This is a genomic window from Roseibium litorale, from assembly GCF_014842915.1.
Lineage (GTDB): Bacteria > Pseudomonadota > Alphaproteobacteria > Rhizobiales > Stappiaceae > Roseibium > Roseibium litorale.
Genome location: NZ_JACYXI010000014.1, coordinates 57,342 through 70,859 on the forward strand (window position 1 = coordinate 57,342; position 13,518 = coordinate 70,859).

The 13,518-nt window shown below is 61.0% G+C and carries 13 protein-coding genes; 3 read left to right on the top strand and 10 right to left on the bottom strand.

The features are described 5' to 3' along the window. The first annotated feature begins 188 nt into the window (after positions 1-188). From IG616_RS18925 to IG616_RS18935, 3 genes are read left to right on the top strand one after another with little or no spacing between them, the layout of a single operon-like run. Positions 189-1,475: a TRAP transporter large permease gene (locus IG616_RS18925; protein ID WP_192149802.1), complete on the top strand. Its 1,287-nt coding sequence runs from the start codon at positions 189-191 to the stop codon at positions 1,473-1,475. Positions 1,476-1,485: 10 nt separating this feature from the next. After that, entirely contained in the window at positions 1,486-2,025 is a 540-nt protein-coding gene (locus IG616_RS18930; RefSeq protein ID WP_192149804.1) for a TRAP transporter small permease, read from the top strand. Positions 2,026-2,027: 2 nt separating this feature from the next. Continuing rightward, positions 2,028-3,014, top strand: a complete 987-nt coding sequence (locus IG616_RS18935) for a TRAP transporter substrate-binding protein (RefSeq protein ID WP_192149806.1) — start codon at positions 2,028-2,030, stop codon at positions 3,012-3,014. A 93-nt stretch (positions 3,015-3,107) separates the two neighbouring features. Here the strand turns inward: IG616_RS18935 and IG616_RS18940 are convergent, their stop codons facing one another. The 10 genes from IG616_RS18940 to IG616_RS18985 all read right to left on the bottom strand — a co-directional run bounded on the left by IG616_RS18940 (position 3,108) and on the right by IG616_RS18985 (position 13,507). Next, positions 3,108-4,607: an amidase gene (locus IG616_RS18940; protein WP_192149808.1), complete on the bottom strand. Its 1,500-nt coding sequence runs from the start codon at positions 4,605-4,607 to the stop codon at positions 3,108-3,110. 121 nt (positions 4,608-4,728) lie between these two features. Next, a complete protein-coding gene (locus tag IG616_RS18945; protein WP_192149810.1) occupies positions 4,729-4,926 on the bottom strand; it encodes a hypothetical protein in 198 nt (65 codons plus the stop codon). Positions 4,927-5,182: 256 nt separating this feature from the next. Then, the gene (locus IG616_RS18950; RefSeq protein ID WP_192149812.1) at positions 5,183-5,737 is read right to left on the bottom strand and encodes a thioredoxin family protein; all 555 of its coding nucleotides are present in this window, start codon (positions 5,735-5,737) and stop codon (positions 5,183-5,185) included. A gap of 106 nt (positions 5,738-5,843) precedes the next feature. After that, a complete protein-coding gene (gene rpe, locus IG616_RS18955; RefSeq protein WP_192149814.1) occupies positions 5,844-6,545 on the bottom strand; it encodes a ribulose-phosphate 3-epimerase in 702 nt (233 codons plus the stop codon). A gap of 30 nt (positions 6,546-6,575) precedes the next feature. Continuing rightward, positions 6,576-7,508, bottom strand: a complete 933-nt coding sequence (gene cbbX / locus IG616_RS18960; protein WP_192149816.1) for a CbbX protein — start codon at positions 7,506-7,508, stop codon at positions 6,576-6,578. A 60-nt stretch (positions 7,509-7,568) separates the two neighbouring features. Continuing rightward, on the bottom strand, positions 7,569-7,988 hold the full coding sequence (locus IG616_RS18965; protein WP_192149818.1) for a ribulose bisphosphate carboxylase small subunit: 420 nt from the start codon (positions 7,986-7,988) through the stop codon (positions 7,569-7,571). A gap of 59 nt (positions 7,989-8,047) precedes the next feature. Next, a complete protein-coding gene (locus IG616_RS18970) occupies positions 8,048-9,511 on the bottom strand; it encodes a form I ribulose bisphosphate carboxylase large subunit (protein ID WP_192149820.1) in 1,464 nt (487 codons plus the stop codon). Positions 9,512-9,537: 26 nt separating this feature from the next. Next, a complete protein-coding gene (gene fba / locus IG616_RS18975; RefSeq protein ID WP_192149822.1) occupies positions 9,538-10,617 on the bottom strand; it encodes a class II fructose-bisphosphate aldolase in 1,080 nt (359 codons plus the stop codon). Positions 10,618-10,634: 17 nt separating this feature from the next. Next, entirely contained in the window at positions 10,635-12,623 is a 1,989-nt protein-coding gene (gene tkt / locus IG616_RS18980; protein ID WP_192149824.1) for a transketolase, read from the bottom strand. 11 nt (positions 12,624-12,634) lie between these two features. Next, entirely contained in the window at positions 12,635-13,507 is an 873-nt protein-coding gene (locus IG616_RS18985) for a phosphoribulokinase (RefSeq protein WP_192149826.1), read from the bottom strand. Positions 13,508-13,518: the final 11 nt, after the last annotated feature.

Genomic DNA, 13,518 nt, shown 5'->3' on the forward strand with positions numbered 1-13,518 from the left:
TGTCTCAATTTCCGGCATGTCGATGATAATTTATGCAACGGGATCGAATGCCTTCAGCCAATGCAAATTTGCAGTTTACATTTATAGAACGGTGTCCAATAAATGTATAGAACGATGTTCTATCAACAATCAAGCGTGGCTGATTGGCAAGGTCTCGCGCTTCAAACGGCATAGGCATAGAACCCCGAATGGCAGCCTTGTTCATTCTCGCAGTCTCTGCGGTTCTTCTCCTCGGCGGAGCGGTTCTGGCGCATCTGATCGGGGCGGCATCCATCTTGTCGTTCGTCGCGGCGGATCGTGTCCGCTTCCTCGCGGCGGCTCCGCAGAGGATCATCGCGCATATCGATCTTTTTTCCATCATGTCGATGCCTCTCTTCATTCTGGCTGGGGAGATCATGAACAGGGCGGGTGTCACAAAGGCCCTGATCGATCTTGCGATGGCGCTGATGGCGCGGCTGAAGGGCGGACTCGGGCATGTTAACATCCTGACTTCAGTGTTCTTTGCCGGCATTTCCGGTTCCGCGATGGCGGACGCGGCCTCTGTGTCCAGTACACTTGTTCCGGCTATGCGCAAAGCGGGCTATACGGCGCAATATGCCGGTGCGATCACGGCAGCTTCTTCGGTCATTGGCCCGATCATTCCGCCCTCGATCATCATGATTTTCTACGGGGCGATGATGAATACGTCTGTCGCCGCGCTTTTTGTCGCTGGCATCGTGCCTGGGATCATCATGGCGCTGGCGCTCTTCCTTGCGAATGGCTGGCTGGCTCATCGGCACAACCATCCTGCCGGCGAGAAAGTCCCAGCGGCAGAGGTCATCCGCCGCGCCGGCTATGCGCTGCCTGCAACGGTCATTCCGATCATCATTCTCTCCGGAATTGTCTTTGGCGTGATGACGCCAACGGAAGCTGCAGGCGTTGCCGTATGTTGCTCCATTCTCGCGGGCATCATCTACCGCCAGATGACTGTCCGCAAATTGATCGAGAGCCTTGAGCGCACGGCCATCCTTTCCGGCTCAATCTTCATTCTGCTCTCCGGCGTCGCGATCTTCGGCTATCTGGCCGGTCTTGAGAAATTGCCGACCAAGCTTGCTGAAGTTCTGATCGGCTTCGGCTTCGAGGGCTGGAAATATCTGCTGCTGCTGAACTTCGTGTTTCTCGTCGCCGGCATGTTTCTTGAAGTTCCGGTTGCCCTTGCCCTGCTCGTGCCGCTCCTCGTTCCAGCCGGTATCTCCATGGGCGCCGATCCGATCCATCTCGGCATCGTGATCGTCGTGAACATGATGCTGGGTATCGTGACGCCCCCCTTCGGCGCGGCGCTCCTTGTCGTGTCGGCGGTTTCGCGCACGCCTTACTGGGGAATTGCAAGGGCGGCGATGCCGTTCCTGCTCGTGCAGCTCGTTGTGCTGCTCATCCTGACTTTCGTTCCCGAGCTGAGCCTTGCCCTGCCGCGGCTTGCCGGCTTCATCCAGTGAGGGCCTGCGCATGATTTTTCTCGTCGAGTCCCTCTACCGGCTCTCCGGTCTCCTGAACCGGATCGCCCTGCGGATTGCCGCCTTCTGTATTCTCGGCATGCTGGCTGTGATGATGCTCCAGGTTGTTGCCCGGTATGTTTTCGTATCGCCGCCCTTCTGGACGGAAGAATTGGCGCGCTGGCTGATGGTCTGGGGAGGGCTGCTCGGAGCGTCCGCCGCCTTCCGCTTTCATGCCGATCCGGCAATGGTCGAGGCACCAGCCTCGTCCTTGGTGCGGCAGCGGGCACAGGCCGTTGCCCGCTTCGTGGCCTCGTGGCTCTTCTTTGTTCCAGTGCTTTGGTATTGCTGGCCGTTTGTCGAACGCCAGCTGCCGCGTATGTCCGAGGGACTGGAGGTGTCCACCGCATGGATGGTGACGGCGCTTCCCGTGGCCATCGTTTTGATCCTCCTTCACGGGCTCGCCGGTCTGGGCGCGCTCGTTTCCCCTTGGGTTCTGTCGCAGGAAATTGCCCACGGGAAAGACGCTGATGAACCCCCACTGGAGTCATGATCATGAAAATACTACTGGCGGCTGCCGCCTGTCTTATAGCCCTTTCTGGTGCAGCCGAGGCGCAGTCGGTCAACATTGCACTCGATTCAAACCCGGTGCGTGATCAGTCCGGCACGTACCGCTATACGGACAATCTGTTCAAAGCGCTCGAAGCCAAAGGCTGGAAGACGGAGCAGTTCCCGCGCGACACAATCGGTGGCGAAGACGAACGGCTGGACCAGATCCGCGCTGGAATTCTGGACATCTCCTTGTCCAATTTTGCGGTTGCCACGCAGTTCGTGCCGGAAATGCGGGTGCTGCAATTGCCGTACACTTTCGCGAACCCTCAGCATGAGCTGAAGTTCTTCACCGAAAGCGGCTATCTCGACACGGTAAACGAGACCCTTGCCAAGGAAGGCATGAAGATCCTGGCCGTTGTTCCGACCGGTGGCTTCCTCGGAATTTTCAACAATAAGCACGAAGTGAAGACGGTTGCGGACATGCAGGGCCTGCGGATGCGGGCGCTCGATCCGAACCAGCTGGAAATGTTCAAGATGATGGGCGCAAGCGGTGTCGTCATTCCCTTCTCCGAAGTTCCGAATGCGCTTCAGACGGGCATTGCGGATGGCTACGTGAACGCCTCCCTCGTTCCGCTGGTCTTTGGACAGGCCGATCTTTTCTCCAATTTCACCGATGCGAAGGTCATTATGTCCGCGCGGCTGGTGCTTGCTTCCACTGCCTGGTGGGACGGTCTGAGTGAAGAAGAACAGGGCCAGTTCAAGGAAGCGTCCGATGCGGCGCTGAAGGAAGTCTTCGACTGGGTTGATTCAAGCGAGAAACAGCACAAGAAGGGTCTGGCCGACGCCGGGATCGCCGTCTACGAGCCGAGCGGCGAAGAGCTTTCTACCTTCAAGGAAGCCACCAAGCCGATGGCCAGCGTCCTGAGCGACGTGCCGGTGGAGCGGACCGAAGAGCTCCGGCTGATGGTCGATCAATACAAGCCGGAATAAGCTGCCGCTCGTGGTCTTGAAGCCAGCGGCTGAAACAATGAAAGGGCGCCATTCGCGGCGCCCTTTTGGGTTATGCGGAGTGTCTTCGTGGCCTCAGAGACTGAAGAACCCCGGTGTCTTGGAGAGGGCAGGTGCGTTGGCAAGAGCTCCGAGATCCGGCGCTTGCGGGGCCAGGCCGGAGAGGCCGCCGATGATGGCCTCAAGTTCGGCGGCTACGGCCAGAACACCAAGATCGTCATATCTGCGGCCGACGATCTGAAGCCCGAAGGGCATTCCGTTCGCATCGTGCCCGCAGGGAATGGTGATCGAAGGATGGCCGGCAATTGTCGAGGCATAGGCCATGGCGAGCCAATGGTAATAGCTCTTGGTCTCCTTGCCGTCGATGTGCGTCGGGTATAGCTCGTGCCAGTCGCGCGGGCTGATGGTAACTGCGGGCGAAATCACATAGTCGTAGGTCTCGAAAAACGCCTGCCACCGATGGAAATAAGCCGTCTGGCGGCTGAAAGCATCCGCCATGTCGTCGGTCGTGAAAGACCGGCCTTCAATCACGTTGTCGCGGACGTTCGGACCAACCTGCTCGGGGCTTTGGTCAAGCCGTTTGCCATGCATACCGACGAAAAGCAGACCGCGCAGGACCGAGAAGATGCGGTCTGCATCCGAGCAGTCCGGGGTGGCGTTCTCCAGCGCCGTGAAGTAAGGCGCAAGCTGGTTTACCGCCTTGCGGAAATGATCGCGAATGAGGGACTCGGTCGGAGCGAAGCCATAATCCTCGCTGACGGCGACCTTGAGCGGGCTCAGGTTCTTTTGCGGCAGGCAGGCGAAATTTTCCGGTTTCCAGAGCGTTCTGCCATCGATGACTGCTGTGTAGGCATCCCGTCCGTCTGGACGGGCGATGACGGAAAGCATCAGGGCAGCATCCGCCACGGTGCGCGCCATCGGGCCGGAGGTCGACATGGGAATGTAGCCGATCGCGCGGGTGTTGCCGGGAACGACGCCGGGGCTTGGACGATAGCCGACGACCCCGCAGAAGGCGGCCGGGTTTCGGAGACTTCCTCCGGTATCGGATCCGGTCGCAAGAGGTGCGTATCCGCAGGCCAGCGCGGCAGCCGATCCCCCTGAGGAACCGGCGGCACTGCGGGTCACATCATGCGGATTACCTGTTGCGCCATAAACGCGGTTGCGGGTGTTGCCGCCTGCGCTCCATTCCGGATTGTTGGTCTTGCCAATCGGGATCGCGCCGGCCTTCCGCATAGCAGTGACCAGCGCGTCGTCCTTTTGGGCGATGTTGTCACGGAAGAGCTCCGAGCCGAAAGTTGTCGGCAGGCCCTTCACGTCGATCATGTCCTTCACGCCGAAGGGAAGACCATGCAGCGGACCCAGGTCTTCGCCGTCAGTTACCCGTTTGTCGGCCGCCCGTGCGCCTTCCAGGAGACGCTCGAAATCTCTGGCAACAAGGGCGTTCACCGCGTGGTCAACGGCCTCAACCCGCGCGATGCAGGCGGCGGCCAATTCAGTGGCTGAGAGTTCCTTGCGCGCAATCAGCCGGCGGGCTTCCAGTGCACTGAGATCGGCAGGGTTTGATTTCGAAGGCATCGGGCTTCCTCTAGATGAAGGCTTTTCGAAGGATGTTAAGCGCGGCAAGAACGGCGAACGGCGCCGAGATCCGCTGCAGGTGCATGGGCGGGGAGATGGCGGGAGAAACGGGCGCCGGTGGTCATCGGTGGCGCGCCTTCGGCTGGCTGACCATGACAGAGGTGATGCCGGCGCGAAGGGAGATCAGGGCCCTGAAAGCGACCAGTGCGGACCCGCTGAAGGGGCCGCTGCCGCCATCAAGCAAGCCGGAAGGAATGACTGCTATTGCACCGTCCCCAAAGAGGGGAGATTTCGCCATGGCGAAGGGAAGGCCAATCATGAGGAGGAGCCATCGATATGAAACTGGACCTGACCATATCCATCAATAGTACGTTGTTCAATTAATTTCACACCTCGAGCGTCCAATCGGCATGAAGCGGCGATTTGGACCGCCGCGTCTGCTGCTGCCGTCGGAAAAATCCCCTGCGCGATCCGGAACAAATCTCTTCGCCCAGCAGAAATGACCGCGCAAAGCTCGGAATCTCATAGCTGGCTGCGCCTGTTGCTCCAGCGGACGCTTGGAGAATGCGCTGGCGTCAGGCGGGCTTCCATTTGATGGAACAGCCGATGGACGGGATTTGCTCCGCGGGGCCCTGGCCGGTTTCCGCGACCTCTCGCATGGCTTCATAAAGGTCTCTGCGCAAACCGGGGACTTCACGCTCACGCCGTGAGGCGTCGAGCCGGCCGCGGTATTGCAATTCCAGCGCAGCGTTGAAACCAAAAAAGTCCGGCGTGCAGACGGCATTGTAGGCGCGGGCTACCGACTGGTCTTCATCGTGGAGATAGGGGAAGGGAAACTGTTCCGCTTCCGCAAGCTCTGCCATTTTGGCGAAGCTGTCTTCGGGATAGGCATTGCTGTCGTTGGAGCTGATGGCGGCAACGCCAATGCCGAGCGCGGCAAGGTCGCGGGCATCACGCAGGATGCGGTCCCGGATGGCAATCACATAGGGGCAATGATTGCAAATGAACATGATCAGCGTGCCCTTGGGGCCAGCGATGTCTTCAAGACGATAGCGCCTGCCATCGGTGGCTGGCAGATCGAAATGAGGGGCTTTCCAGCCGAAGTCGCAGACAGGCGGGGTGGCTGCCATTTTTCGTCTCCCGGTATTAGCCAGGCCGCCGGGTAGGCGCCTTATCGCAGGATCTGTTGAAGCCAAAGATATTCCGGATCAGAGACAGGACAAGGGTTTCGTCCGCTTATGCGGCCTCGGATCTGGAGCTTCCGGCGGCCTCGCGCAGCGCCTGGATGTTCGCGCCGTAGACGGAGGGCTGATCCACACTGCCATTCCTGAAGACCGCTGAGCCGGCGACAAGAACATCCGCGCCCGCCTCTGCCACCAGGGGGGCGGTCGATGGATCGACGCCGCCGTCGACCTCGATATGGATGGGCCGGTCGCCGATGAGCGCTCTCAGCCTCCGGATCTGGTCAATCTGTGAATGGATGAATTTCTGGCCGCCGAAGCCGGGGTTGACGGTCATGATGCAGATCAGATCGCACAAATCCAGCAGGGGAAGTGCGGCCTCCACCGGCGTGCCCGGATTGAGCGCGAGGCCGGCCTTCTTTTCGAGGTCCCTGACGGCTTGCAGGGAGCGATGGGTGTGCGCCCCGGCCTCCAGATGAAGGGTGATGACGTCGGCGCCTGCCTCGGCAAAGGCTTCGAGATAGGGATCGACCGGCGCGATCATCAAATGCACGTCCATCACCGTCTTGATGTGCTTGCGGATGGCCTTGCACAGTGGCGGCCCGAAGGTGAGGTTCGGAACGAAATGCCCGTCCATCACATCCACATGCACCCAGTCGCAGCCTTGCGCCTCAATGGCCTCAATCTCCTGGCCGAAATTGGCAAAGTCCGCAGACAGGATCGACGGGGCAATCTTTATGGATCGGTCGAAAGTCATCTGGTCTTCCTGGTTCTCAAGAGTGAAGGGTCATTCTGCCGCTGTGGATTGAACCACCCGGCCCGTATCGAGCCCGCCCCGGAACACCCGGCTGGCACGCAGATCCTGTTCGCAGATGGTGGACAGGGCATCGGCCCCCAACGGTCCTTGAGCCTCGCTGAACAGGCGGTTGGCCTGGCGCAGCCGCGCCCGGTCGAGCGCGTTGCGGATCGAGCGGGCATTGGCAAAATGCGGCTGTGTCCGGCGCGCCCGGATGTAATCCGCCATGGCTTTGCGGGCTTCCGGGTCAAACCGGTAGTTCTGGCCGTGCAGCATGGCTTCGGCAATCCGCAGAAGTTCCTCGTCCGAATAGTCCGGAAACTCGATGTGATGGGCAATGCGGGACCGGAACCCGGGGTTTGACTCGAAGAACCGGTCCATCCGGTCGCCGTAGCCCGCGAGGATCACGACCAGATCGTCCCGGTTGTTCTCCATGACTTGCAGGAGGATCTCGATGGCTTCCTGACCGTAGTCGCGCTCGTTTTCGGGGCGGTAGAGATAGTAGGCCTCGTCGATGAAGAGCACGCCGCCCATGGCTTTCTTCAAGATTTCCTTGGTCTTGGGGGCCGTATGACCAATGTACTGGCCGACGAGATCGTCGCGGGTCACGGTCACCAGATGCCCCTTGCGCACATAGCCGAGACGGTGCAGCAGGCTGGCCATCTTGAGAGCCACCGTTGTCTTCCCCGTGCCCGGATTGCCCGTGAAGCTCATGTGCAATGTCGGTGTTTCCGTCGCCAGCCCCAGCTGCCGTCTGGCCTGATCGACCAGCAAAAGAGCCGCCGTCTCCCGGATCCTCTGCTTGACCGGACCAAGGCCGATCATCGTGTCCTCGAGCTCTTGCAGAATGCCGCGCACGCCGCTTTCCTCATAGGCGGCGGCGAGATCCACCTCGGCTGGTCTCGGGGGTATGTCGTCGCTCATGATCACTCTCCGGTTAGAAACGGCGGGCCGCCGGGAGGAGAGCGGCCCGCGGTGGAATGCTCATGCGTAGCGCCGGCCTTCCGGTTCGCGTACGGCATAGCTTTCCACGGTGTAGCGGATGATCCGGCCTTCACCTTCCTGGCGGACAACGCGGAAGCCAGGCTCATCGGATGGCCGGTTGACGATGAAGCTCATCCGGATCGACTCCCAGCCATGGGAGCTGTCGAAGGCAATCACGCGGATATATTTGCTGCCATGTTCCTTGCGGCATTCATTGACCTCGAAGACCACGGCGGCGGCATCCGGATTGTCGAACATGGGGTGGCCCCACATTTCCCAATAAGTGTTCCGGGGATGCGGATCGTCGGTGTACTCGACCGAAACGGCCCAGCCTTTGTCGATGGCATATTGGGCCTGCTCCCGGATCTGCTCGTCGGTGAGATCCGGCAGGAAGCTGAATTGACCCTGTGTGAGACGCATGGGATTGCTCCTTAATTTCTATATGGCCGTGCCAAATTCTGACGGTGAAACGGGCCGGATCACATGGACACGTCAGGTGTCAGTGCAAAGTCCGGAGAGTCCGTTGAGGCATAGTCGAAGGTGACGTCCTTCCAGGTTTCGAGCGCCTGCTTCAGCGGCGTGCAGGTCTCAGCCGCGGCTCGCAGAATGTCAGGTCCTTCGTTCCAGATGTCGCGCCCGGCGTTGCGGGCATAGACCATGGCCTCCAGCGCCACCCGGTTGGCCGTCGCCCCGGCGGCAATGCCATGGGGATGGCCGATGGTGCCGCCCCCGAACTGCAGAACCACATCCTCGCCGAGATAGGTCAGCAGCTGATGCATCTGACCGGCATGGATACCACCGGAGGCAACCGGCATCATCTTGTTGAGCGACGCCCAGTCCTGATCGAAGAAGATGCCGTTTTCGAGGGCCTGCGGATTAAATTCCTCGCGGAAAATGTCGTAGTAGCCCTTGGTGGTGGCAGGATCGCCTTCCAGCTTGCCAACGACAGTGCCAGCATGAAGGTGGTCGACCCCGGCCAGCCGCATCCACTTGGCGATCACCCGGAAGCTCACGCCATGGCTGCGCTGGCGGGTGTAGGTCGAATGGCCGGCGCGATGGAGGTGCAGGATCATGTCATTGTCGCGCGCCCATTTCGCCATGGACTGGATCGCGGTGTAGCCGATGACAAGATCAATCATGACCACAATCGAGCCGAGCGACTTGGCGAATTCGGCGCGCGCATACATTTCTTCCATCGTGCCGGCGGTGATGTTGAGATAGGTCCCCTTGACCTCGCCGGTCGCAGCCGAAGCGCGGGTCACGGCTTCCATGCAATAGAGGAAGCGGTCGCGCCAATGCATGAAGGGCTGGCTGTTGATGTTCTCGTCATCCTTGGTGAAGTCGAGACCGCCCTTAAGAGCTTCGTAGACAACGCGGCCATAGTTCCGCCCGGACAACCCGAGCTTTGGCTTGACCGTCGCACCGAGCAGCGGACGGCCATAGCAGTTGAGCCTTTCCCGCTCGACGACGATGCCGGTGGCAGGCCCCTGGAAGGTTTTTACATAGGCCGTGGGCAGACGCATGTCCTCAAGCCGAAGGGCCTTGAGCGGCTTGAAACCGAACACGTTGCCGATGATCGACGCCGTGAGGTTTGCAATGGAGCCAGGCTCGAACAGGTCGAGGTCATAAGCGATATAGGCGAAGAATTCGCCAGGGCTGTTTGGCACCGGATCGACGCGGTAGGCCTTGGCGCGGTATTTTTCGCAGGCCGTCAAACGGTCGGTCCAGACCACGGTCCAGGTTGCCGTTGAGCTTTCACCGGCGACGGCGGCAGCAGCTTCCACCGCATCGACCCCGTCTTGCGGCGTGATGCGGAACAGCGCGATCACGTCGGTGTCCCTGGGGGTGTAGTCGGGTTCCCAGTAGCCCATCTGGGCGTATTTCATGACGCCGGCAGAATATCTCTTCTTGGCGTCGGTCACGGTTTGAACCTTGTCGAGCATGATGGAAGCTCCTCCTCTTGTGAGATCTATGCTGCCCTGGCGGCGGCGGTTTGCGGGTCGAGCGCGCCGCTTGCGTAGCGCCTGGCCATGTCGTCGAGAGAGACCGGTTTGATTTTCGAGGCGTTGCCGGCCGTGCCGAAACGCTCGAAGCGGTCACGGCACAGGTCCTCCAGCTCTTTCATGGCGGGGATCATGAATTTGCGCGGGTCGAATTCGCTTGGGTTCTCCCGGGCGAGCCTTCGGAACTGGCCGGTCATGGCCATGCGGCAGTCTGTGTCGATGTTGACCTTGCGCACGCCCATCTTGATGCCGCGCTCGATCTCTTCCACCGGCACGCCATAGGTTTGCGGCATGTCACCGCCGTTCTCATTGATGAGATCCTGAAGATACTGGGGCACGGAACTGGAGCCGTGCATGACCAGATGGGTCGAGGGCAGGTTCCGGTGGATCGCCTCGATCGTGGCCATCGACAGGATATCCCCATCCGGCTTGCGGCTGAACTTATACGCCCCGTGGCTGGTGCCGCAGGCAATGGCGAGGGCATCGCATTTGGTGGCCAGAACGAAGCCGATCGCCTGCTCAGGATCAGTGAGAAGCTGATCGTGGCTCAGCTTGCCTTGGGCGCCGGAGCCGTCTTCTTCGCCTGCTTCACCGGTTTCGAGAGACCCGAGAACCCCGAGTTCGCCTTCCACCGATGCGCCGACAGCATGGGCTGCCTTAGTGACGCGCCGGGTGATGCCGAGATTATACTCGTAGCTCGACGGGGTCTTCATGTCCTCCTCGAGTGATCCATCCATCATCACAGACGTGAAACCGTGGCGGATCGCGGAGAGGCATGTCGCTTCGTTGTTGCCATGGTCCTGGTGCATCACGATCGGCACATCGGGATGCATTTCGGCCAGAGCCGAGACGATGTTGCGCAGCATAACGTCGCCGGCATAGGAGCGCGCGCCGCGGCTGGCCTGAAGGATGACGGGAGCGTCGCAGCTCTCTGCCGCGCGCAGGATTGCCAGGCCCTGCTCCATGTTGTTGATGTTGAACGCCGGGACGCCGTAGGCATGTTCAGCCGCATGGTCCAGGAGTTGCCGGAGAGTGATGAGCGCCATGGGAAACTCCTCAAAGGTTACAGAAGGGCCTTGGCGGCTGCTGCGACCGCGGCCGGGGTGATGCCGAAATGCTCGTAGAGCTCTGGGGCAGGGGCCGAAGCTCCGAAACCGGTCATGCCGATGAAAGCGTCTTCCGGGCCGATGAGGCTGTCCCAGCCCTGACGCACGGCGGCTTCGACACCAACGCGGGGAGCCGTTCCGAGCACCGCTTCACGGTAGGCTTTTTGCTGCCGGGCAAAGAGTTCGAACGACGGTGCGGAGACAACGGCGGCCTTGATGCCGTTCACTGCGAGGAGATCTGCCGCTGTCAGCGCGATCTCGACTTCTGAACCGGTGGCGATCAGCGTGACGTGACGCGGTCCGTTGGTGTCCCTCAGCAAATAGGCGCCACGGCGGGTCTTGTTTTCGATCGTATGATCCTTGCGCACCGTCGGCAGGCCTTGCCGGGAGAGACAGAGCACCGTCGGGGTCTTTTGGGCCGTGACCGCAATCTCCCAGGCTTCCGCGGTTTCGACGGCGTCGGCCGGGCGGATGACGGTGAGGTTCGGGATGGCCCGCAGCGAGGCGATGGTCTCCACCGGCTGATGGGTCGGGCCGTCCTCGCCAAGACCGATGCTGTCGTGGGTCATGACGTAAGTCACCGGAACCCCCATGAGAGCGGAGAGCCGGATGGCGGGCCGGCAGTAATCGGCGAAGGCGAGGAAGGTCCCGCCGTAGATGACGAAGCCGCCATGCAGGGCAATGCCGTTCATGGCGGCTGCCATTCCGTGTTCGCGGATGCCGAAATGCAGGTAATTGCCGCGGTAATTGCCCCTGGAAACGGCGCGCATGCCGCTGGTGCGGGTGTTGTTGGAGCCGGTCAGGTCGGCGGAACCGCCAACGGCGTTCGGCAGGGCCGCCGCGACAACTTCTAATGCCAGCTCCGAGGCCTTGCGGGTGGCAAGATTTGGGGCCTCAGTGCTCAGCTTTGCCTTGTACGCGACAATTGCCGCGGCGAGTGCTCCGGTATCGGGCCGCGCGAGACTGGCCTCGAAAGACTGTTTCAAAGGGTGGCCCTGCTTGCCCGCCTCCCAGAGGCGGCGCGCCTGCCTGCCCCGGTCGGCGACAGCTTCCCAGGCATGCTTGACCGCAGCTGGAACCTCGAAGGGGGAGGCGGTCCAGCCCATGGCCTCTTTGGCAGCGGTGATTTCCTGCGCGCCAAGCGGGGCGCCATGAACCTTGTGGCTGCCGGCCATGGTGGGAGCGCCTTTCCCGATGACTGTCCGGCAGGCAATCATTGAGGGGCGTCCGGTTTCGCGGCGGGCATCCGTGATAGCGGCAGCGATGGCTTCCGCATCGTGGCCGTCCACGCTCAAGACGTGCCAGCCAGCTGCCTCGAACCGCTTCATCTGATCCATCGAGGTCGACAGATCCGTCGGCCCGTCGATGGTAATGCGGTTGTCGTCCCAGAAAACGATCAGGCGTCCAAGGCCGAGATGACCGGCCAGGTCTATGGCTTCGTGGCTGATCCCTTCCATCAGGCATCCGTCACCGGCGAGCACATAGGTGAAATGATCCACCAGCGCATCGCCAAAGCGCGCATTCTGCATCCGTTCGGCAAGCGCCATGCCGACAGCAGTAGCAATGCCCTGGCCGAGAGGCCCCGTTGTCGTCTCGATCCCCTTGGCATGGCCATATTCGGGATGGCCCGCGGTGCGCGCGCCGAGCTGGCGGAAGTTCCGGAGCTGTCCGGCATCCATGTCATCGTAGCCAAGCAGATGATGGATCGCGTAGATCAGCATCGACGCGTGACCGGCGCTGAGAACGAAACGGTCGCGGTCGGGCCAGGCCGGGTCCGAGGGGTCGACCTTCAGGAAGCGGTTGAAGAGCACGGTGGCGACATCGGCAAGACCCATGGGAGCGCCAGGATGTCCGGAGTTGGCCGCCTCGACCGCATCCATCGCAAGGACACGGATTGCATTGGCCATCAGGGTTTCGCTGGTCTGAGCCGGAGTGTGGACGTTCATGACAGGCTCCTTCAGGTGCGCCGGGATTCGCTGACAAGGCGCAGGATCATCGGGGTGAAGATCAGCTGCATCGCCAGATCCATCTTGCCGCCGGGAATGACGATGGAGTTGGCCCGGGTCAGCCAGCTGTCGTGGATCATGGTCCGCAGGTAGGCGAAGTCGATGCCGCGCGGGTTCTTGAAGCGGATGACAACAAGGCTTTCGTCCGGCGTCGGGATCCAGCGGGCAATGAAGGGATTGGAGGTGTCGACCACCGGAACGCGCTGAAAGTTGATGTCCGTTTCGGTGAATTGCGGACAAATACAGTGCACATAGGCGTGCATGCGCCGGAGGATCGTGTCCGTAACGGCTTCCGTCGTATAGCCGCGCCGCGCCTTGTCCCGGTGGATCTTCTGGATCCATTCAAGGTTGATGACCGGGACCACGCCGATCTTCAGATCTGCAAGGGCTGACAGATTGACCGTGTCATTGACGACCGCGCCGTGAAGGCCTTCATAGAACAGAAGGTCTGAACCGTCCTCGAACGGAGCCCAATCGGTGAAGGTTCCAGGCGCGGCGCCGTAGCGTCCGGCCTCGTCCTCGTCATGAATGTAGCGGCGGGTTTCTCCCCGTCCTGTTTCGCCGTAGGTACGGAAGACACTTTCCAGCTTTTCCAGTTCGTTGGCGTCATAGCTGAAATGGCTGAAAGTCTCGTCGCCCGCGGCCTTTCGCGTATCGAGCTCCGTCTTCATCTGCGCCCGGTCGTAGCGGTGAAACGCGTCACCCTCGATCGAGACAGTTTTGATGCCCTCGCGCCGGAAGATCTGGTCGAAGGTGCTCTTGACCGTGGTTGTGCCCGCGCCTGATGAGCCGGTCACCGAGATGATCGGATGTTTCTTGGACATGTTGATCCTCT